This is a genomic window from Vibrio hepatarius, from assembly GCF_001274785.1.
GTDB lineage: Bacteria > Pseudomonadota > Gammaproteobacteria > Enterobacterales > Vibrionaceae > Vibrio > Vibrio hepatarius.
Map to the genome: position 1 here is coordinate 1 of NZ_LHPI01000011.1, position 20756 is coordinate 20756.

Below are 20756 nucleotides of genomic sequence, written 5' to 3' on the forward strand. Positions count from 1 at the left end.
CTTTGGCCACTCGGGAACCCCTCCAGGGTATTTTTATACTTAGAAAAGGTTTTCCCAACACGTTTTCCAAGTGTTTCTCACAATCAATCCAAAGGATAATCACAAGAAGAAATATGGTGGAGGGGGACGGATTCGAACCATCGAAGGCAGTGCCGGCAGATTTACAGTCTGCTCCCTTTGGCCACTCGGGAACCCCTCCAGGGTATTTTTATACTTAAAAGACGTTTTCCCAACGCATCTCTCAAGTGCGGAGCGCATCATAGCAAACTCAGTAAAGCTGTAAAGATTTTTCTTGGAATTTTGAATTGAATGCTGTCTTTTTCAACAAAGAAGGCGAGAATTGAGCATAAAGCGTATTAAAACAACAGCTAAACTTACACTTTATTTCGCTCTCTTTACACTCGTTGACGTTTTTATACCGTATAACCGAGTACAATACGTACAGTTTTTCTAGGCAGAATCATAAACAATGAAGAATAAAATAATTCTGAGCATTTTGTCGCTTTCCATCATGGCGAGCGCACCAGCAGTGAGCGCTACACGGCAAGGTCCATCCGCCGTCACCGTGGTGACTGAACAAGTTCAAACACACCAAGTTTCGCAATCTTTGTCCTTAGTCGGTAAATTGCAAGCGGAGCAATCTGTGGTGGTTTCTCCCGAGGTGGCCGGAAAAGTCGATAAAATCGCGGTCAAAGCGAATCAGGAAGTGTCGCAAGGACAATTATTGATTCAACTGAACGATGACAAAGCCAAAGCCGCACTCGCCGAAGCGAAAGCCTATCTAAAAGACGAACAGCGAAAGCTAAAAGAATTCACCCGTCTGGCGAAACGTAACGCGATCACTCAAACCGAGATCGACGCGCAAAAAGCCAGCGTAGAGATTGCACAGGCGCGTCTGGATGCGGCGAATGCCGACATTCGAGATCTACACATCAGTGCACCGTTTGCTGGTACGGTTGGTTTTATCGACTTCAGTGTCGGTAAGATGGTCAGCGTGGGCGCGGAGCTACTAACTTTAGATGACCTTTCTGTGATGCGCTTAGACCTGCAGATTCCGGAACGCTACCTTTCTCAACTTGCGACTGGGATGAATGTGAAAGCGACCACGTCAGCTTGGGGCAATAAAACCTTTGAAGGCAAAGTCGTTGGCATTGACTCTCGCATTAACCAAGAAACGCTCAATCTGCGTGTGCGTATCCATTTTGATAACCCGAGCCGTTTACTCAAGCCGGGTATGTTGGTTTCGGCTAATATCGACTTTCCACCTCTAGAAGCGCCAATCATCCCTGTACAGGCGCTTGAGTACTCGGGAACAAAACGTTACGTGTACGTAGTTGGTGATGATGCGAAAGCTAAACGCACCGAAGTCATTCTAGGCGCTCGTGTCGGTAACCAAGTCGTGATTGAGCAAGGTTTGGAGATCGGACAGAAGATCGTCGTACAAGGCATCGTCAATATGCGTGATGGTTCGAGCGTTGCCGAGTTAGGTGTAGATGGTAAGCCGAAGGCAGACAAGAAAGAGGGCAGTGAATAATGCTGTTGTCTGATGTTTCAGTTAAAAGGCCTGTTGCCGCAGTTGTTCTGAGTCTACTGCTGTGTGTGTTTGGTATCGTGTCGTTCAGCAAGTTGGCGGTGCGTGAGATGCCGGACATCGAAAGTCCAGTGGTCTCGATCAGTACGCGCTACGAAGGAGCGTCGGCAACGATCATTGAAAGCCAAATTACCTCGGTATTGGAAGACCAATTGTCCGGGATCAGTGGTATCGATGAGATTTCGTCCACCACACGTAACAGCAGTTCACGGATTACCATCACGTTTGAATTGGGCTATGACCTCAACACTGGTGTCAGCGATGTGCGTGACGCGGTAGCAAGGGCGCAGCGCTCACTGCCTGATGAGGCCGATGATCCGATTGTTTATAAGAACAACGGCTCTGGCGAAGCGTCACTTTACATCAACCTTAGCTCTTCTGAGATGGACCGCACCCAGCTAACCGACTACGTTGAGCGGGTGCTACTCGACCGCTTTAGCTTGATCTCTGGGGTGAGCTCGGTGGATATCTCAGGTGGTCTGTACAAAGTGATGTACGTGAAGTTAAAGCCTGAACAGATGGCGGGTCGTGGTGTAACGACATCGGACATCACCTCGGCTTTGCGTAGCGAAAACTTAGAAAGCCCAGGCGGCGAAGTGCGAAATGACCAGATTGTTATGTCGGTCAGAACCGCGCGCAGCTACAACCAAGTTGAAGACTTCCAATACTTGGTGATTAAGCGCGCCAGTGATAACTCGCCTATCTATTTGAAAGATGTCGCGGATGTGTATATCGGCGCGGAAAACGAGAACTCGACCTTTAAGAGCGATGGTGTGGTCAACGTGAGTATGGGGATTGTACCTCAGTCTGACGCGAACCCACTTGAAGTCGCGGATCTGGTTCACTTAGAAGTGGAACGTATCCAGAAGTTCTTGCCAGAAGGCACGCGTCTCGCGATTGACTATGACTCGACGGTGTTTATCGACCGTTCGATTTCGGAAGTCTACAACACCTTGTTTATTACTGGTGGTCTGGTCATTCTGGTGTTGTACATCTTCATCGGACAGGCGAGAGCAACGCTGATCCCTGCGGTTACTGTACCTGTCTCTTTGATTTCATCGTTTATGGCCGCTTACTACTTTGGCTTCTCCATCAACTTGATCACACTGATGGCGCTGATTCTCTCGATTGGCTTGGTGGTGGATGACGCTATCGTGGTGGTCGAAAACATCTTCCATCATATCGAGCAGGGTGAAAAACCGCTGTTGGCCGCTTACAAAGGGACCCGTGAAGTGGGCTTTGCGGTAGTAGCGACCACGTTAGTGCTGGTGATGGTATTCCTGCCAATCTCGTTTATGGACGGTATGGTAGGGTTGCTGTTCACCGAGTTTTCGGTGCTGCTGGCGATGTCGGTGATCTTCTCGTCATTGATCGCTTTGACGCTCACACCAGTACTGGGCAGTAAACTGCTTAAAGCAAACGTGAAACCGAGCCGCTTCAGCGTGTTCGTCGAAAAGATGTTCCACCGCTTGGAAAATGGTTATCGCAGCCTGTTGAAGCGTGCGCTGCATTGGAAATGGGCGGCGCCGTTGATCATCTTAGCCTGTGTCGGTGGTAGTTGGGGGCTGATGCAACAAGTACCGTCGCAACTTACACCTTCTGAAGACCGTGGCGTATTGTTGGCGTTTGTCCGTGGTGCGGATGCAACCAGTTACAACCGCATGTCGGCAAACATGGATTTGGTGGAAGAGCGCTTGTTGCCTTTACTTGGTCAGGGCTTTCTTAAATCATTCAGCATTCAATCGCCAGCGTTTGGCGGGAATGCGGGTGACCAGACCGGCTTTGTGATTATGATTCTTGAGGATTGGGATGAGCGTGATGTCACCGCTCAGCAAGCTCTGGGACAAATTCGCCGCGCGTTAGCGGGGATACCCGATGTACGTGTGTTTCCGTTTATGCCGGGCTTTCGTGGCGGCTCTAGCGAACCGGTTCAGTTTGTATTAGGCGGTTCGGATTATCCAGAGCTTAAACAGTGGGCTGAGGAGCTAGAGCGTTTAGCGGAAGAGTCGCCGTTGATGGAAGGCGCGGAGATCGATTACTCAGAGAAAACGCCTGAGCTGGTGGTGACGGTTGATAGACAACGCGCGGCTGAACTGGGTATTAGTGTTGCGGATATTTCCGATACATTGGAAGTGATGCTCGGTGGTAAAAGCGAAACCACCTTTGTTGAGCGCGGCGAGGAGTACGATGTTTATCTGCGCGGTGACGAGAACAGTTTCAACAATGCCTCGGATCTTAGCCAAATTTATCTGCGTACCGCTTCTGGTGACTTGGTTACGCTAGACACTGTCACTAAAGTAGAAGAGGTCGCGTCGTCGATTCGCTTGTCGCACTACAACAAACAGAAATCGATCACCATTACCGCTAACTTAGCGAATGGTGCGACGCTGGGTGACGCGCTTGATTATCTCGACCAAAAAGCGATTGAGCTGCTACCGGGCGATATCTCAGTGAGCTATTCGGGTGAGTCAAAAGACTACAAAGAGAACCAATCTAGCGTGCTGGTTGTGTTTGCATTGGCTTTGTTGGTGGCTTATTTAGTGCTGGCTGCGCAGTTTGAAAGCTTTATCAACCCGCTGGTGGTGATGTTTACCGTACCAATGGGCGTATTTGGCGGCTTCTTGGGCATGTTCATCATGGGGCAAGGGCTTAACATCTACAGCCAGATCGGGATGATTATGTTGATTGGTATGGTGACGAAAAACGGCATTCTTATCGTTGAGTTTGCAAACCAACTGCGAGATCGGGGCTTTGAGTTTGAAAAAGCGATTGTCGATGCAGCAGCGCGCCGATTGCGCCCGATCATGATGACCGCGTTTACCACGTTGGCCGGTGCAATTCCGCTGATCATTTCAGGTGGTGCTGGCTACGAAAGCCGTGTTGCAGTGGGTACGGTTATCTTCTTCGGCATGGGCTTTGCGACGCTGGTTACCTTGTTCGTTATTCCTGCGATGTATCGATTGATTTCGGCGAGTACTCAATCTCCTGGTCACGTTGAAGCTGAACTCAATAAAGAGCTCAGCCACGACGTCAAAGCTCGCGCTTCTCACTAATCTTTTTCACCTAGCAAAAAGCCCGCTAATACAGCGGGCTTTTTAGTATTCATCAGGTTTAACCGTAGTTCACTGTGTAGCGCGTTGGTTTGTGGTTCATCGCTAACACGACGTTCAGCAAAATAGCACCGACGATAGATAAGCCTATTACTTGCGGTGAAACAAAGAAGAACGAAGCGATCAAAATACTAATGTCGATCGCAAGTTGCGATTTTCCGACTGAAATACCAAATTTATCCTGAATGAACAGACATAATACGTTGAAGCCGCCGAGGCTAGAGCGGTGCCTGAACAGGATTAGCATCCCTAAACCCATCAACAAACCGCCTGCGACGGCGCAATAGACTTCGTTGACCGTTTCGAGCTTAATCACCAAATACAGGTGGTCGGCAAACACAGAAACTAAGCCACCCGAAATGGCGCTGTTAATTGCAAAGCGTGTACCAAAGCGCTTCCATGCCAGTAAGTAGAAAGGACTGTTCGCTAGAAAATACAGCGTACCAAATGAGAGAGGCACAAATTGCGTGAACAGCAGCGCTAGGCCTGTCGTTCCGCCAGTTAGCAGGTTTGCTGACTGGAGGAAGAAGACGCCTTGAGCGACGAGAAACGTGCCAGTAAGAATAGCAATCCAATCTTCTTTACGTGAGTGTTTTTCCATCAAATTGAAACTTTAACAGTAGATAATGGCGCGAATACTATTGAAAAAATGAGGATTTCGGTAGCTTGAGAGCCAAATTTAAGGTAAACCTATGTAATTATCGTTTTACGGGGTGTAAAGGATAAAATTGACACATCTCTGCCGATTGAGGTTTGAGATATGCCAATTATGACGCCTCTTGAAAATCATTATGAAAAATCTGCATGAGAAAAGTTAGAATTTTCTCTTTATGACCCAGATCAAATTATGTAGAATGCGCGCCATTAGGTTGATGCAAACGTTTGCGTCAGAGTCATAAGTAGGTTTTTTGCAACTTTAAGTCTTAATCTGAGTCAGGAGATACAGATGCTAAAGCGTGATATGAACATCGCGGATTACGATGCGGAACTATTCGCAGCTATCCAAGAAGAAACTCTTCGCCAGGAAGAACACATCGAACTAATCGCTTCTGAAAACTACACAAGCCCACGTGTAATGGAAGCTCAAGGTTCTCAGCTAACAAACAAATACGCTGAAGGTTACCCAGGCAAGCGCTACTATGGTGGTTGTGAGTACGTGGACAAAGCTGAGTCTCTAGCGATTGAGCGTGCATGTAAACTATTTGGTTGTGAGTACGCGAACGTTCAACCACACTCTGGCTCTCAAGCTAACAGCGCGGTATACATGGCGCTTCTTAACCCAGGCGATACCGTTCTAGGTATGAGCCTAGCGCACGGTGGTCACCTGACTCACGGTTCTCCTGTAAACTTCTCTGGTAAGCACTACAACGTTATTCCTTACGGTATCGATGAAGCTGGCCAAATCAACTACGACGAAATGGAAGCGCTAGCGCTTGAGCACAAACCTAAGATGATCATCGGTGGTTTCTCAGCGTACTCTCAAATCGTTGATTGGAAACGCATGCGTGAAATCGCAGACAAAGTTGACGCTTACTTATTCGTCGATATGGCGCACGTTGCGGGTCTTATCGCGGCAGGTGAATACCCAACACCTGTGCCACACGCACACGTTGTAACGACAACGACGCACAAAACGCTAGCCGGTCCACGTGGTGGTCTTATCCTGTCTAATGCTGGCGAAGACATGTACAAGAAACTGAACTCAGCCGTTTTCCCTGGCGGTCAAGGTGGTCCTCTAATGCACGTTATCGCTGGTAAAGCAGTAGCGTTCAAAGAAGCGATGGAACCTGAGTTTAAAGCTTACCAAGCGCGCGTAGTGAAAAACGCAAAAGCGATGGTGGCTCAGTTCCAAGAGCGTGGTTACAAGATCGTATCTAACGGCACAGAAAACCACTTGTTCCTTGTTGACCTAATCGACAAAGACATTACAGGTAAAGATGCTGACGCGGCACTAGGTGCAGCAAACATCACGGTAAACAAGAACTCAGTACCAAACGACCCTCGTAGTCCGTTTGTGACTTCTGGTATCCGTGTTGGTACTCCAGCAATCACTCGCCGTGGCTTCACTGAAGAAGACGCAAAAGAGCTAGCAAACTGGATGTGTGACGTACTGGATAACATCGGTAACGAAGAAGTTATCGAAGCGACAAAACAGAAAGTTCTTGCTATCTGTAAGCGTCTACCAGTTTACGCATAATCTGTTGCTTAACTGACGGATTTAAAAAAGCTCCTTTAAGTTACTGTCTACAGTAGTTAAGGAGCTTTTTTGTTATCTAGGCAGTTTCGAAAAACAAAAGGGTCGATGTAACCACATCGACCCTTTTCTATTTGTATAACGCTGAGGTTACTTGGTAATGCTCAGTAACGTGCCTGACTTACATTTAAACGAGTAGTACTTACGGCTTTCGCTGAATTTACCCAGACCTTCGCCATCACAGTAGTCGATGTTGATATCACGCATCGTCTCTAGTGTCTCTTCGCTATCTAAAGCAAACTTAGAGCCGTCAGAACAAGAGATACGAACACGACCATCATCGCTGACTGAGTACAACTCGACTTCGGTATTACACAGCTCAAAAGAAGCTTCACGGAAATTGTCTTGCTGTGTATTGGACGAGCAGCCCGCTGCGAGTGCGCTAAGTGCGATAGCAATAAACCCTAGTCTTTTCATAGTATTCCCAGTTATTTTTTTAGTGATAGAGCTAAGCCTATAGAAGAGTCCGTTCTCATTCAAGAATGGAAATGAAAAAGGCTGACGTTATCGGTCAGCCTTTTGAATAGTATTTGAGTTGCATAAAGCGATTAGCTTACTTCAACACCTTGAGCTTGAAGGTCTGCGTGGTACGAAGAACGCACGAAAGGACCACAAGCCGCGTGGGTGAAGCCAAGTTCTAACGCGATCTCTTTTAGCTCATCGAACTCTGATGGTGGAACGTAGCGCTCAACTGGTAAGTGGTGACGGCTTGGCGCTAGGTATTGACCTAGTGTCAGCATGGTCACGCCGTGTGCACGCAGATCTTTCAGTACTTCAACGATCTCTTCTTTTGTTTCACCAAGGCCCATCATTAGACCAGACTTAGTTGGAACGTTAGGGTGCTGTTCTTTGAACTTTTTAAGTAGCTCTAGTGACCATTTGTAGTTCGCACCTGGACGCGCTTTACGGTATAGACGTGGCGCAGTCTCTAGGTTGTGGTTAAATACATCTGGCGGATTGTCTTTCATTAGATCCAGCGCTACATCCATACGACCACGGAAGTCTGGTACCAGAGTTTCAATCTTGATGTTCGGGTTAAGAGCACGAATTTCGCGGTTACAGTCAGCAAAGTGCTGTGCGCCACCATCACGTAGGTCATCACGGTCTACTGAGGTGATCACAACGTATTTGAGTTTCATGTCTGCGATGGTTTTTGCCAGTTTTTTCGGCTCTTCCGCTTCCGGAGCAAGAGGACGGCCGTGGGCAACGTCACAGAAAGGACAACGACGAGTACAGATAGCACCAAGAATCATGAAAGTCGCAGTACCGTGGTTAAAGCACTCAGCTAAGTTCGGGCATGATGCTTCTTCACACACTGAGTGAAGGTTATTCTTACGCATTGCTGATTTGATGTCTTGGATGCGCTGGCTATCAGATGGCAGCTTGATCTTCATCCAGTCTGGCTTGCGCAGAATTTCTTTTTGCTCAGTTGGCATATTCTTTACAGGAATCAGTGCCATCTTATCAGCGTCACGGTATTTAACGCCTTTTTCCATTTGGATTGGTTTACTCATGCTCTTTTACTTCTCTTACTTCGTATCGCGTAGGGCGGCTTCTGTGCTGAATTCTACTTGCTCGTAACCAAGCAAAGTCACAAGTTCTTTGACCAGAGTCTGTTCGACTTGCTGAAGATCTGTTGGTCCACCAAGTTGGCTCACTTGAACCATTTCCATACCTGCGTAGCCACATGGATTGATACGTAAAAACGGCGTGAGATCCATATTTACGTTTAGTGCCAAACCATGAAAAGAGCAGCCTTTGCGGATTCTCAGTCCTAAAGAGCAGATCTTTTTACCATCAACATAGACGCCGGGCGCATCTGGGCGTGCCGCTGACTCAATATTGTAATTCTTTAGCGTGTTAATCACGAGGTTTTCGATCGTAGTGACGAGATCTCGTACGCCTAATTTTTTTCGACGGAGGTTAATCAGGAAATAAGCCACAAGCTGACCTGGACCATGATAGGTCACTTGGCCGCCACGGTCGCTTTGCACCACTGGAATGTCACCTGTATTCAGCAGGTGCTCTTCTTTACCCGCTTGGCCTTGTGTAAAGACAGGGTTGTGCTCTACAAGCCATACTTCATCGCGGGTTTCGTCAGTTCGGTTGTCTGTGAAGTCATGCATTGCTTGCCAAATTGGCTCGTAATCCTGTCTTCCCAAATGCTTAACTACCAGCTGGTTTTGCATTCCCGATCCTATCGTCTATTTAATAAAGTTTCCGGATTATAAACTGCTTCTGGTTTTTCAACTATATACCAGTAACACATTTTTAACCCTAGAGAATTTGCAGGATTATTATCTACTTGATATTTAAAAAGAAAGCAGCTCGTGCTGCTTTCAAATAAAATTGAATATATCAAATAATATTATAGAACCATGCGTACAATATCGATCTCGCCAAGCTCTTTGTACAGGATCTCTACCTGTTCAATAGAGGTCGCAGTGATATTGATTGACACTGAGTGGTAATTGCCCTTAGCACTTGGCTTCACTTTTGGGCTGTAATCACCTGGAGCATGGCGTTGAATCACTTCAAGAACCTTTTCTGGTAGTTCTGGTTTCGCGTGACCCATTACTTTGTAAGTAAACGAGCACGGAAACTCTAGCAGGTCTTTCAGTTTTGCATCTGAGTTAATATTCAGCATAGGAAACTCCAAGTTGGAAAGTCGTTTTAGCAGCGCGGAATAGTACTGCTAATACCAGTAAATCTCAAGCGACCACGAGTTTTACCTCATGAAACAAAAAAGCCGCATTCAGCGGCTTTTGGGCAGAATTTTGATAACCGATTGAATCGTATGAGTTGTTTAAAATTCAAACAACAAGTCGGTTGTCAGATTCACAATCTGTCTGGCTTAGAAGAAGCTCTTAAATAGCATTACAATGTAATCCCATAGACGGCTGAACAAGCTGCCTTGTTCTACATCTTCAAGCGCAAGAAGTGGGTATTCCGCGACATCGCTACCATCTAGTTGATAGTATAGTTTACCAACTACGTCACCTTTCATAATTGGGGCTTCAAGTTCTTTTTCAAGTACGAAGCTTGCTTTAAGGTTCTTAGCTTGGCCGCGTGGAAGTGTCACGTAAGTGTCTTGATCTAGACCTAGTGCCACTGTGTCTTTGTCACCCATCCAGATTTTTTCTTCAACGAACGTTTCGCCTGCTTTATGCGGCGCAACAGTTTCGAAGAAACGGAAGCCGTAGCTTAGTAGCTTTTTGCTTTCAGATTTACGAGCGTTCTGGTTTTTTGTTCCCATCACTACCGCAACCAAACGCATTTGGCCTTCCGTTGCCGAACTCACAAGGCTGTAACCTGCATTGCTTGTATGACCGGTTTTGATGCCGTCCACGTTCATGCTTTTATCCCAAAGCAGACCGTTACGGTTGTATTGAGTGATGCCGTTGTAAGTGAATTTTTTCTCTGAGTAGATACGGTACTCGTCTGGCACGTCGCGGATTAGCGCGCTGCCCAGTAGAGCCATATCGTAAGGTGTTGAGTATAGGTCTGGGTTATCTAGACCGTGAACGTTGGCAAAATGAGTGTCCTTCATGCCAATGGTATCTGCCCATGCGTTCATTAGGTCAACGAATGCATCTTCAGAACCAGCGATGTGCTCAGCCATCGCAACACACGCATCATTACCTGATTGAATGATGATGCCTTTGTTTAGGTCTTCGACTTTAACCGTGGTGCCCACTTCGATGAACATTTTTGATGAGTCAGGAAAGTTCTTTGCCCACGCATTCTTACTGATGGTGACGTCGTCTTGCAGAGAAATGTTACCGCGCTCAAGCTCTTGACCGATAACGTAACTCGTCATCATTTTGGTCAAGCTTGCTGGAGAAAGCTTGGTGTTCATTTCTTTTTCTGCCAGAACTTTGCCTGAATGATAATCCATCAGAACATAGCCTTTAGCGGCGATAAGTGGAGCGTCTGGTACAACAATTGGCGTTGCAAAAGCAGAAGATGCAAAGGTTGCAGAAAGCGCAATAGAAGTGGCAAAAACGGATTTGATTAGCGTTGTTTTTTTCATATTGACTACAGATTTGTCTTTAACTGTCCATATCTTAACAGAATCAACTGTATAGGCTAGTGTCGCAACAAAAGCCAAATAAGTTAAGGCTTATAAGGATTTAATAAACGCACTCGGGAAACCGAGCGATTTTACTTGTTCTAAGGTCTTTTGTGTCAGCATATAGTCATCGAATGGACCCAGCAGCACTCGGTGCTGGCGGTTATCTGAGTTGATGTAGCTTCCCACAGAGAGTTTTTGACCTAAATCTTGCGCAAGAGTTCGCACGCGATCTTCATGTTGCGAAGATGCCACCTGAATCGCGTACTTTGGTAAAGCTTTTTGCTTGCGCGCATCAGTTGGCTTATCTACTGTGATGACTTTAATTGAGACGTTTGCCGTCCCCGTGCGAATCACATCCAGTTTAGTTGCCGCCGCGTAGCTCAGGTCAATGATACGACCCGGATGGAATGGACCTCGGTCGTTGACGCGTACAATCGCTTTACGGCCATTGTCTTTGTTGGTGACTTCAACGTAACTCGGCAGTGGTAGCGTTTTATGTGCGGCAGACATCGAATACATATCATACACTTCGCCGTTTGAAGTCAAATGACCGTGGAACTTTTTTCCGTACCACGATGCTTGACCTTCTTCGGTATGCCCTTTGGCATCTTTGATGATGGTGTAGCGTTGGCCACGTAAGGTGTAGTCGCTGTTGCCACCACGGCTGTATGGTTCATATTGAGGATGAGCATCTTCAATATGCTCAACCGAAATTGGGCTGTCAGGTGCAATATCGTCGTCGATCGTATAGCGTTTTGACGGCGAAGAAGAGCAGCCTGCAAGAATAACGCTTGCACATACTAGTGCCAGCAGGTGTTTGTGATTCATCATTAAGTCGCCTTAGAAAACGCTTTTCTGTGTGTATGGATAGACATAAGAATGCCAAAGCCTGCCATCAACGTCACCATCGACGTGCCGCCATAACTGATCAGCGGTAGTGGTACACCTACCACAGGCAAGATACCGCTCACCATACCTATGTTTACAAAGACATAAACGAAGAAGCTCAGTACGATACTGCCTGCCATCATGCGGCCAAAAGCGGTTTGTGCTTTGCTGGCCATAAATAGACCACGTCCGATGATAAACAGGTATAGGCTGAGTAAGCCTAAAATACCAATCAAGCCCCATTCTTCTGCGATCACGGCGAAGATAAAGTCGGTATGACGCTCAGGTAGAAACTCTAGCTGAGACTGTGTTCCCTGAAGCCAGCCTTTACCAGCAATACCGCCAGAACCGATGGCAATCTTACTTTGGATAATGTGGTAGCCCGCACCAAGAGGGTCGGACTCTGGATTAAATAGCGTTCTTACCCGCACTTTTTGGTATTCGCGCATCAGGAAGAACCATAAAATCGGTAAAAACGCGCCAAGTGCACATGCCGCGCCGAATATGATTCGCCAACTGATACCCGCTAAAAAGATCACAAAGATGCCTGAAGCGGCGATAAGAATCGATGTACCTAAGTCCGGTTGTTTGGCGATTAGGATAGTGGGTACAAACACCATCACCAGCGACATCACCAGCGTTTGGAAGGTCGGTGGTAGTGGGCGCTTACCAATATAACGTGCGACCATCAGCGGTACAGCGAGCTTGAGTAGCTCAGACGGCTGGAAGCGGACGAAACCTAAGTTCAGCCAGCGTTGTGCGCCTTTGGACGCTTCACCAAAAAACAGTACCCCGAGTAGCAGTGCCACACCGGCAAAAAATACCAGCGGTGCCAGTGTCTCATAGGTTCTTGGCGGGATCTGGGCAAGTAGCAACATCACACCAAGTGACAAGCCCATGCGCATTGCCTGGCGTTCCATCATCAATAGGTTTTGTCCACTGGCGCTGTACATGACCACTAAGCCAAAGCCCATCAATACCAAGATGCCAAGCAGCATGGTTAAATCAATATGGAAGCGTTCGAAAAGGCCTCGGTTTTGACCAGTTGCTGGGTTCAAATCCATTATTTTGCTGCCTCTTTTCTCTCTACGATCACATGGTCGAAGATCTTACGTACCACCGGGCCACCTTGAGATGAGCCGCCACCTGCGTTTTCCAATACCATAGTGACAATCAACTGCGGGTCGTCGACCGGAGCAAAACCGGTGAATAGCGCATGGTCACGTAAGTGTTCAGCGATTTCGTCTGCGTTGTATTCTTCGTTTTCACCTAGACCAAATACCTGAGCCGTGCCTGACTTGCCTGCGCTGACATATTCGGTTTTGTAGAACGCACGTCGCGCGGTGCCTTTCTTTCCGTGGTTAACCAAACGCATCCCTTCAATTGCGATATCCCAGTAACGCTTAGGTACGCCGGTAATCGGCGGGTAGCTCTCAACTTCAGACAGTGTTTGTGTTTCAAATCGATCGCCGTTTTCAATCGTTGCACGCAGTAGGTGAGGGGCAAGCACTTGGCCGCGTTTGACCAATACCGACGTCGCTTTTGCTAACTGCATTGGCGTTGACGTCCAGTAACCTTGTCCAATACCGACTGGGATTGTGTCACCTTGATACCAAGGCACTCGATGCCGCGCCATCTTCCATTCACGCGTCGGCATGTTCGCTTTACTTTCTTCGTAGATATCGATGCCGGTGTAATCACCAAAGCCAAACATCATCATCCAGCGCGAAATGCGGTCGATGCCCATGTCATAGGCGATTTGATAGAAGAAAGTATCGACGGACTCTTCAATCGATTTAACGATATCGACTTTGCCGTGTCCCCAGCGTAGCCAGTCACGGAATGGCTTGGTTTTCGAGTTCGGAATCCGCCAATAACCAGGGTCATTGCGGGTCGTATTCGGTGTGATCACGCCTTCTTCCAACGCTGCTACTGCCATAAATGGCTTGATGGTCGACGCTGGTGGATAAATACCTAGCGTAGCGCGGTTTACCAGTGGACGGTTTTTATCGTTGAGTAACGCGCTGTAGGCTTTACCCGAAATACCGTGTACGAAAGCGTTCGGGTCGTAACTAGGGCTCGATACCATCGCCAGTACCCCATTGTCCTTTGGATCGAGGACGACTACGCTGCCGCGGCGCGAATCCAATAAGCTATGTACATACAACTGTAAGTCGATATCGAGGTTGAGAACGATGTCTTTACCCGGAACTGGAGGAACGTACTTGAGGGTGCGAATGATACGACCGCGGCTGTTTACTTCGACTTCTTGGTAGCCTGCAGTGCCGTGGAGTAAATCTTCGTAGTAGCGCTCGATGCCTAACTTACCGATATCACGAGTCGCTTGATAGTTGGCGTCTTTCTCTTCACGGATCAAACGCTGCATATCGCGGTCGTTGATACGCGATACGTAGCCAATAACGTGAGTGAGCACTTCGCCAAATGGGTAGTTGCGTTTCAGCGCCGCGTTGACGGCAACGCCTGGGAATTTGTGTTGGTTGACCGAAAATTTCGCTACTTGCTGCTGAGTAAGCTGATTCAGTATCGGTACTGACTTAAAGCGACGTGTCTGCACGCGCTCTTTGTGGAAGCGTTCAATTTGCTCGGGAGTAATGGTCAAGATTTGTTGCAGACGCGCAATCGTCTCATCCATATCATCGACTTTTTCCGGTGTGATTTCTAAGCTAAAAACGGGTTGGTTTTCTGCTAGAAGTACACCATTTCGGTCGTAGATTAGCCCACGGTTAGGCGCGATAGGAACGACTTTGATACGGTTGTCGTTGGAGCGGGTCTTATAATCTTGAAACTGGTTGATCTGTATGTTGTACAGATTAGTGACCAGTATGCCCATCATAGCCACAATGCCAATGAAAGCGAAAATAGCACGGCTCTTAAACAGTCGTGCTTCTTCTTGATAGTCCCTTATTTGGGAACGCTTCCTTAACATGAATACTTATTCTCGGTGGTACGGGTGGTTAGCGGTAATGCTCCACGCTCGGTATAAACTTTCTGCCATAACAATGCGGACAAGCGGATGAGGTAACGTGAGAGCAGACAGAGACCAGCTTTGATCCGCCGCTGCTTTACACGCAGGCGCGAGACCTTCTGGACCACCAATCAAGATTGATACGTCACGACCATCCAATTTCCAGCTTTCCAGTTGTTCTGCCAGTTGTGGCGTGTCCCACTTTTTGCCAGGGATATCTAGAGTAACAATTCGGTTGCCCTTTGGCACTGCAGCCAGCATCGCGTCACCTTCTTTTTGCAGAATTCTTGCAATATCAGCGTTTTTACCGCGTTTTCCCGCTGGAATTTCAATCAGCTCTAACGGCATGTCATGAGGGAATCGACGACGGTATTCTTGAAACCCTTCTTCCACCCATTTGGGCATCTTAGTCCCAACGGCAATCAACTGAATTTTCATTGATTAGCCCCAAAGCTTCTCAAGTTGGTATAGCTCGCGTTGCTCTTCTTGCATCACGTGAACAATGGTTGTACCCATATCCAGTACAACCCATTCGCCTTCTTTTTCACCTTCAATACCAAGCGGTTCCATGCCCGCTTGCTTCGCTTCTTGTGCGACATGGTCGGCGATAGAAGACACGTGACGTTTTGAAGTGCCAGTGCAGATGATCATGTAGTCAGTAATGCTGGATTTACCTTGAACATCAATCGTTTTGATGTCTTGTGCTTTCATATCATCGACTTTATCGACTAAAAAATCATTTAGCTCTTCAAGTTGCAAGGTGTTGTCCTCGTTGTATCAATTAGGTTCAAATTTGGGCGGCGAAGTATATCACGCTTTTTTAGTGCTTCATTGGTGGTTGGCACATCTCAGCGCTTAACTGGTGCAATAGTGGCCAGCTAGATTCATCATACTGGGTCTTGACCAGAAGCTCTATCTTCGCCAACAACTGAATTAGGTGGCGCAGATCACTCATCTTCAGGCGGTTCAACGCAGCTGAGTAGAGTGGTCGTTTAGATTGCCATACCTTGAATTGGTCAAAGACTTTACCCATCGGTGCGCTTTGTAGCATCTGCTGCATGGAAAGCAGTTGAGACAGTTCTTTTTGTACCGTTCTTGCCAAAATGACCAGTTCTACGCCTTCTGCTTCAAGTTGACGCATGATGCGTTGCGCGCGATTGGCCTTGCCAGCGAGCAGGGCATCTATCCAATGAAAAGCGGTAAAGTGGTTGTGTCGGCTAAGAGACTCTTCCAGTCGAATCAAGTTCAGTTGTCCGTCTGGGTAGATCAACGCCAGTTTTTCCAGGCTTTGGGTTAACGCAAACAAGTTACCTTCATGCCATTGCGCCAGCATTTTCACCGCTTCTGGGTCTGGTTTGAGGTTTAATGCACGGCAGCGCGCTTGAACAAATTGAGGTAAGCGCTGGATGTCTGGCGTGAGGCAATTTACCCAACAACCTTGTGCTGACAGCGCTTTAAACCATTTTGCGTTTTCTTGCGCTTTGGTTAGCTTAGTGCCGATGAGCACCAAAATGATGTCGCTATGCAGTAACTCACTGAGTGCGACTAACTCTTTGGCGATAGCCGCGTTGACGCCAGTCTCAGGCAGTTCTAACTCAATGATTTGGCGTGCTGAGAACAGGCTCATCGCTTGGCAACAGTCGTAAACTGGGCTCCAATCGAAAGAGTTGTCGATAGAGAAACGATGACGCTCTTCAAAGCCTTGGGCGAACGCGGCTTTTTGAATCGCTTGACGCGACTCTTGCAGCAGAAGTGGCTCGTTACCAAAGATTAAGTAAGTTGGGTGAAGCTGCTTGTTGAGCTGCTCCACCAATCGGTCAGCGAAAATTCGCATGGTGTCCCCTTACCTTACTGAGCAGAAGTCGATAACTCGTTCAGGTCAACTTCTTTGTCACCCACATAGGTTTTGATTTGATATTGCTGATCGTCTTGAGTTACTTCTGTTTCAGCGACTTCGTCATCGAATCGGTTGTGGGCAATATCGGCTTTTAAACGTGCCATCTGACGAACAATTTGTGTGGCTGCCAACTTGCGCATTTCATCTTCAATCATGTCACGTTCTACCGATTTAGCCAGTGCGCTGAGTGGGTTATCCAAGTAGCTGCGAGTTACGCTAGTCGATAGCGTTTTCGCTCCTAAACCCGGTGCGGTTACTCGGTATGATGCGCGGAAGGTCAGTTCTTTTTCTGCTGCGCGCGCGGTTTGGTATAGCGATAGTGTGCGTTCACTAATTGATTCACTGATAAGGTGTAGGTTAGGGACGTTGGACGCTGGTGACACGATTTTTACTTCGCTTAAACGCAGTTGGCCTTTCATCATACGAGTGAAGTTACTGTATTCATCATAACTGGTCAGTGACAGTGTGTTGAGTGACTCTGGAATTGAGTAGTCACCGCGTAGGTGAAAACCACAGCCTGCAAGTAAACTGGCGACAAGTACTGCCGTTGTAAGCTTAATAGAAGAGAAAGAAAACAGACGCGATGCTCTACGAAACATAGATTGATGGCTCTCAATTAATTATTGGATTATTTATCTCAGATCACTCGAGGAATAAGCTGAGATAAATAAAGCAGGGCGTGGTTACACCCTGCTTAAGACTATAAGGCGATAAATTAGTTCGCTACGATATTCAGAAGTTTACCAGGAACGTAAATCACTTTACGTACTGTTAGGCCTTCTGTGAATTTCACAACGTTTTCGTCGTTCAAACCTAGCTCTTCAACGTGTTCTTTGCTTGCATCAGCTGCAACCGTTAGTTTTGCACGTAGCTTGCCGTTAACCTGAACAACGATCAATTTCTCGTCTTCAACGAGCGCTTTCTCGTCAAACGTTGGCCATGCCGCGTTGTCGATGTTTGCTTGACCTAGTGCCGCCCACATTTCAAAACAGATATGCGGAGTGATTGGGTAAAGCATAACCACGATCGCTTTTAGCGCTTCATCCAGAATTGCACGATCTTGCGCAGATTCTTGAGGCGCTTTCGCTAGCTTGTTCATCAGTTCCATGATCGCTGCGATAGCAGTGTTGAACGTCTGACGGCGTGCAACGTCATCGGTCACTTTCGCGATAGTCTTATGAACGTCACGACGCAGTGCTTTCTGGTCAGCAGACAGTGCCGCAGCGTCAACTGCTTCTGCCGCGCCTTTCGCTGTGTGCTCTTTCACTAGTTTCCAGACACGTTTTAGGAAGCGGTTTGCCCCTTCTACGCCAGACTCTTGCCATTCAAGTGTCATGTCTGCTGGAGACGCGAACATCATGAATAGACGTACTGTATCAGCTCCGTACTTGTCGACCATCTCTTGCGGGTCAATACCGTTGTTCTTCGACTTAGACATTTTGATCATGCCAGAGTGCTCAACGTTGCGACCTTCGTTATCGGTAGCAGAAGTGATGCGACCTTTACCGTCACGCTCAACTTTCACGTCAGTTGGAGCAACCCACTCTTTGCCGCCTTTTTCGTTCTCGAAGTAGAACGCGTCAGCCAGTACCATGCCTTGACACAGTAGTTGCTTGAACGGTTCGTCAGACGTCACGTAACCTGCGTCACGAAGCAATTTGTGGAAGAAGCGTGAGTACAGTAGGTGCATACAAGCGTGCTCGATACCACCGATGTACTGGTCTACTGGTAGCCAGTAGTTTGCTTTTTCTGGGTCTAGGATGTCGTCAGCTTGCGGGCTACAGTAACGCGCGTAGTACCAAGAAGACTCCATGAACGTATCGAACGTATCTGTCTCACGTAGAGCCGGTTCGCCGTTGAAGGTTGTCTTCGCCCATTCTTTATCTGCTTTGATTGGGCTAGTGACGCCGTCCATTACCACGTCTTCGGGAAGAATCACAGGTAGTTGGTCTGCAGGTACTGGGTGAACTTCACCGTCTTCAGTGGTTACCATTGGGATTGGTGCGCCCCAGTAACGTTGACGAGATACACCCCAGTCACGTAGACGGAAGTTAACTGTCTTCGTGCCTTTGCCTTCTGCTTCTAGCTTGGCTGCGATTGCATCGAACGCCGCTTGGAATTCTAGGCCGTCGAATTCACCAGAATCGAACAGTACACCTTTCTCAGTGTATGCCGCTTCAGAGATGTCTAGCTCGCTGCCGTCAACTGGCTTGATCACAGGCACGATGTCTAGACCGTATTTAGTTGCGAACTCAAAGTCACGTTGGTCGTGTGCAGGTACTGCCATAACCGCGCCTGTGCCGTAGTCCATTAGTACGAAGTTTGCTACGTAAACTGGCACTTCACGACCGTTCAATGGATGAATCGCAGTAAGGCCAGTTGCCATACCTTTCTTCTCCATTGTTGCTAGCTCAGCTTCAGCAACTTTGGTGTTCTTACACTCTTCGATGAATGCCGCTAGCTCTGGGTTGCTCTCTGATGCGATAGTCGCAAGAGGGTGGCCCGCTGCGATACCAACGTAAGTCACACCCATTAGTGTGTCTGGACGCGTTGTGTAAACTTCTAGGTCTTGTTGACCTTTCACTTCGAATTTGAGTTCAACACCTTCAGAGCGACCGATCCAGTTGCGCTGCATGGTTTTAACCATTTCTGGCCAGCCATCTAGGTTGTCTAGATCGTCAAGTAGCTCTTGCGCGTATTCAGTGATCTTGATGAACCACTGAGGGATCTCTTTTTGTTCTACAGGTGTATCACAACGCCAACAACAACCGTCTTCAACCTGTTCGTTTGCTAGAACCGTTTGGTCGTTTGGACACCAGTTCACTGATGAAGTTTTCTTGTAAACTAGGCCTTTCTCGTAAAGCTTAGTGAAGAACTCTTGTTCCCAGCGGTAGTATTCAGGTGTACATGTCGCGAATTCACGGCTCCAGTCGTAACCAAAACCCAGCAACTTAAGCTGGTTTTTCATGTATTCGATATTTTCGTAAGTCCATGGCGCTGGTGCAGTGTTGTTTTTCACTGCTGCGTTTTCTGCTGGTAGACCGAACGCATCCCAACCGATTGGTTGCATTACGTTTTTGCCTTGTAGGCGTTGGAAACGAGATACTACGTCACCGATGGTATAGTTGCGCACGTGACCCATGTGTAGTCGACCACTTGGGTATGGGAACATAGATAGACAGTAGAATTTTTCTTTATTTGGGTCTTCACTTACAACAAAGGTCTTGTTGTCATCCCAGTGCTTTTGAACTTTCTGTTCAATGTCTTGTGGGTTGTATTGTTCTTGCATCGATGATATCCGGTTATCTTGGAATTTGTGAGTTCGGTTAGAACAGACTTAAATAGATCGTCATAGAATACCTAAAGGAGCGAGGTACAACAATAGCCTACACTCTTCAATTCTCAGTAAGGAGGGTAACTATGCCAAAACGTAAAGAAGGTTATGAGGAAATGTTTGAAGACGTTGTCGAAGCGCTCAAGCATAGCCCTGAAGAAGTTAACCGCGTTTTAGAAACATCCGGCAAAGTGGTCGAAGCCGCGAATGATCTGACCAAAGATGAATTGGCGTTGGTTTCGGCATACGTAAAGTCTGATTTGAAAGAATTTGCTGAAAATTACGAAGAGTCGAAAAACAGCCCGTTCTCTTTAATGATTGCTGACTCAATTTGGCAAGGTTTGCTCGAAATTACTGACCGCACCAAAGTGGAGTGGGTAGAGCTATTCGATGACCTAGAGCACCAAGGCCTTTATGAGGCCGGCGAGGTGATTGGACTTGGTGTATTGGTGTGTGATGAATGCGGGCATAAGACAGAGTATAACCACCCGACTGAAATCATTCCGTGCAGTAAATGTGGTTGTACTGGCTTTAGTCGCCAGGCGTTAAAACCATAAAATCGCATAAACGAAAAAAGGCACTGTCTGACAGTGCCTTTTTTGTTTTGGTGTAATTTAAATT

Annotated in this window: 18 protein-coding genes and 1 tRNA gene; 4 read left to right on the top strand and 15 right to left on the bottom strand. The window is 47.3% G+C overall.

Going from position 1 to position 20756, the window contains the following annotated elements:
• Window positions 1–114 precede the first annotated feature (114 nt).
• Window positions 115–199, bottom strand: a tRNA-Tyr gene (locus tag AKJ31_RS12240).
• Between the two features lie 270 nt (window positions 200–469).
• Here AKJ31_RS12240 and AKJ31_RS12245 point away from each other — a divergent pair.
• Entirely contained in the window at window positions 470–1534 is a 1065-nt protein-coding gene (locus tag AKJ31_RS12245) for an efflux RND transporter periplasmic adaptor subunit (RefSeq protein WP_053409390.1), read from the top strand.
• Window positions 1534–4644: a vibriobactin export RND transporter permease subunit VexH gene (gene vexH / locus AKJ31_RS12250; protein ID WP_053409391.1), complete on the top strand. Its 3111-nt coding sequence runs from the start codon at window positions 1534–1536 to the stop codon at window positions 4642–4644. The genes AKJ31_RS12245 and vexH overlap by 1 nt, the downstream gene beginning before the upstream one ends.
• A gap of 58 nt (window positions 4645–4702) precedes the next feature.
• On the opposite strand, the gene AKJ31_RS12255 is transcribed toward vexH, so the two are convergent.
• Entirely contained in the window at window positions 4703–5302 is a 600-nt protein-coding gene (locus tag AKJ31_RS12255) for a YitT family protein (RefSeq protein ID WP_053409392.1), read from the bottom strand.
• 345 nt (window positions 5303–5647) lie between these two features.
• Here AKJ31_RS12255 and glyA point away from each other — a divergent pair, with 345 nt between their 5' ends.
• A complete protein-coding gene (gene glyA, locus AKJ31_RS12260) occupies window positions 5648–6898 on the top strand; it encodes a serine hydroxymethyltransferase (protein ID WP_053409393.1) in 1251 nt (416 codons plus the stop codon).
• A gap of 147 nt (window positions 6899–7045) precedes the next feature.
• Here glyA and AKJ31_RS12265 read toward each other — a convergent pair whose 3' ends face one another.
• The 13 genes from AKJ31_RS12265 to leuS form a co-directional block, all read right to left on the bottom strand.
• Entirely contained in the window at window positions 7046–7372 is a 327-nt protein-coding gene (locus tag AKJ31_RS12265) for a hypothetical protein (protein ID WP_053409394.1), read from the bottom strand.
• A gap of 131 nt (window positions 7373–7503) precedes the next feature.
• Complete coding sequence (gene lipA, locus AKJ31_RS12270; RefSeq protein WP_053409395.1) at window positions 7504–8469, bottom strand: lipoyl synthase; 966 nt, start codon at window positions 8467–8469, stop codon at window positions 7504–7506.
• Between the two features lie 15 nt (window positions 8470–8484).
• On the bottom strand, window positions 8485–9144 hold the full coding sequence (gene lipB, locus AKJ31_RS12275) for a lipoyl(octanoyl) transferase LipB (RefSeq protein ID WP_053409396.1): 660 nt from the start codon (window positions 9142–9144) through the stop codon (window positions 8485–8487).
• Between the two features lie 179 nt (window positions 9145–9323).
• A complete protein-coding gene (ybeD, locus tag AKJ31_RS12280) occupies window positions 9324–9602 on the bottom strand; it encodes a DUF493 family protein YbeD (RefSeq protein WP_053409397.1) in 279 nt (92 codons plus the stop codon).
• Between the two features lie 207 nt (window positions 9603–9809).
• On the bottom strand, window positions 9810–10988 hold the full coding sequence (locus tag AKJ31_RS12285) for a serine hydrolase (RefSeq protein WP_053409398.1): 1179 nt from the start codon (window positions 10986–10988) through the stop codon (window positions 9810–9812).
• 90 nt (window positions 10989–11078) lie between these two features.
• Window positions 11079–11861, bottom strand: coding sequence for a septal ring lytic transglycosylase RlpA family protein (locus AKJ31_RS12290; protein WP_053409399.1), 783 nt, complete (start codon window positions 11859–11861; stop codon window positions 11079–11081).
• Window positions 11861–12982 (bottom strand): rod shape-determining protein RodA, encoded by a 1122-nt coding sequence (gene rodA / locus AKJ31_RS12295; protein ID WP_053409400.1) that lies wholly within the window; start codon window positions 12980–12982, stop codon window positions 11861–11863. The genes AKJ31_RS12290 and rodA overlap by 1 nt, the downstream gene beginning before the upstream one ends.
• Window positions 12982–14865, bottom strand: a complete 1884-nt coding sequence (mrdA, locus tag AKJ31_RS12300) for a penicillin-binding protein 2 (protein ID WP_053409401.1) — start codon at window positions 14863–14865, stop codon at window positions 12982–12984. The genes rodA and mrdA overlap by 1 nt, the downstream gene beginning before the upstream one ends.
• 6 nt (window positions 14866–14871) lie before the next feature.
• The gene (gene rlmH / locus AKJ31_RS12305) at window positions 14872–15342 is read right to left on the bottom strand and encodes a 23S rRNA (pseudouridine(1915)-N(3))-methyltransferase RlmH (RefSeq protein WP_053409402.1); all 471 of its coding nucleotides are present in this window, start codon (window positions 15340–15342) and stop codon (window positions 14872–14874) included.
• A 3-nt stretch (window positions 15343–15345) separates the two neighbouring features.
• Window positions 15346–15663, bottom strand: a complete 318-nt coding sequence (rsfS, locus tag AKJ31_RS12310; RefSeq protein WP_053409403.1) for a ribosome silencing factor — start codon at window positions 15661–15663, stop codon at window positions 15346–15348.
• 61 nt (window positions 15664–15724) lie between these two features.
• Window positions 15725–16738 (bottom strand): DNA polymerase III subunit delta, encoded by a 1014-nt coding sequence (gene holA, locus AKJ31_RS12315; protein WP_053409404.1) that lies wholly within the window; start codon window positions 16736–16738, stop codon window positions 15725–15727.
• 14 nt (window positions 16739–16752) lie between these two features.
• The gene (locus AKJ31_RS12320; protein ID WP_053409405.1) at window positions 16753–17400 is read right to left on the bottom strand and encodes an LPS-assembly lipoprotein LptE; all 648 of its coding nucleotides are present in this window, start codon (window positions 17398–17400) and stop codon (window positions 16753–16755) included.
• Window positions 17401–17516: 116 nt separating this feature from the next.
• Window positions 17517–20090: a leucine--tRNA ligase gene (gene leuS, locus AKJ31_RS12325; RefSeq protein WP_053409406.1), complete on the bottom strand. Its 2574-nt coding sequence runs from the start codon at window positions 20088–20090 to the stop codon at window positions 17517–17519.
• 131 nt (window positions 20091–20221) lie between these two features.
• Between leuS and AKJ31_RS12330 the strand changes: the two genes are divergently transcribed.
• A complete protein-coding gene (locus AKJ31_RS12330; protein WP_053409407.1) occupies window positions 20222–20692 on the top strand; it encodes a zinc ribbon-containing protein in 471 nt (156 codons plus the stop codon).
• The last annotated feature ends 64 nt before the right edge of the window (window positions 20693–20756 follow it).

Coding starts and splice junctions, on each gene's coding strand:
- AKJ31_RS12245 (WP_053409390.1), top strand. CDS start 470: ATGAAGAATAAAATAATTCTGAGCATTTTGTCGCTTTCCATCATGGCG.
- vexH (WP_053409391.1), top strand. CDS start 1,534: ATGCTGTTGTCTGATGTTTCAGTTAAAAGGCCTGTTGCCGCAGTTGTT.
- AKJ31_RS12255 (WP_053409392.1), bottom strand. CDS start 5,302: ATGGAAAAACACTCACGTAAAGAAGATTGGATTGCTATTCTTACTGGC.
- glyA (WP_053409393.1), top strand. CDS start 5,648: ATGCTAAAGCGTGATATGAACATCGCGGATTACGATGCGGAACTATTC.
- AKJ31_RS12265 (WP_053409394.1), bottom strand. CDS start 7,372: ATGAAAAGACTAGGGTTTATTGCTATCGCACTTAGCGCACTCGCAGCG.
- lipA (WP_053409395.1), bottom strand. CDS start 8,469: ATGAGTAAACCAATCCAAATGGAAAAAGGCGTTAAATACCGTGACGCT.
- lipB (WP_053409396.1), bottom strand. CDS start 9,144: ATGCAAAACCAGCTGGTAGTTAAGCATTTGGGAAGACAGGATTACGAG.
- ybeD (WP_053409397.1), bottom strand. CDS start 9,602: ATGCTGAATATTAACTCAGATGCAAAACTGAAAGACCTGCTAGAGTTT.
- AKJ31_RS12285 (WP_053409398.1), bottom strand. CDS start 10,988: ATGAAAAAAACAACGCTAATCAAATCCGTTTTTGCCACTTCTATTGCG.
- AKJ31_RS12290 (WP_053409399.1), bottom strand. CDS start 11,861: ATGATGAATCACAAACACCTGCTGGCACTAGTATGTGCAAGCGTTATT.
- rodA (WP_053409400.1), bottom strand. CDS start 12,982: ATGGATTTGAACCCAGCAACTGGTCAAAACCGAGGCCTTTTCGAACGC.
- mrdA (WP_053409401.1), bottom strand. CDS start 14,865: ATGTTAAGGAAGCGTTCCCAAATAAGGGACTATCAAGAAGAAGCACGA.
- rlmH (WP_053409402.1), bottom strand. CDS start 15,342: ATGAAAATTCAGTTGATTGCCGTTGGGACTAAGATGCCCAAATGGGTG.
- holA (WP_053409404.1), bottom strand. CDS start 16,738: ATGCGAATTTTCGCTGACCGATTGGTGGAGCAGCTCAACAAGCAGCTT.
- AKJ31_RS12320 (WP_053409405.1), bottom strand. CDS start 17,400: ATGTTTCGTAGAGCATCGCGTCTGTTTTCTTTCTCTTCTATTAAGCTT.
- leuS (WP_053409406.1), bottom strand. CDS start 20,090: ATGCAAGAACAATACAACCCACAAGACATTGAACAGAAAGTTCAAAAG.
- AKJ31_RS12330 (WP_053409407.1), top strand. CDS start 20,222: ATGCCAAAACGTAAAGAAGGTTATGAGGAAATGTTTGAAGACGTTGTC.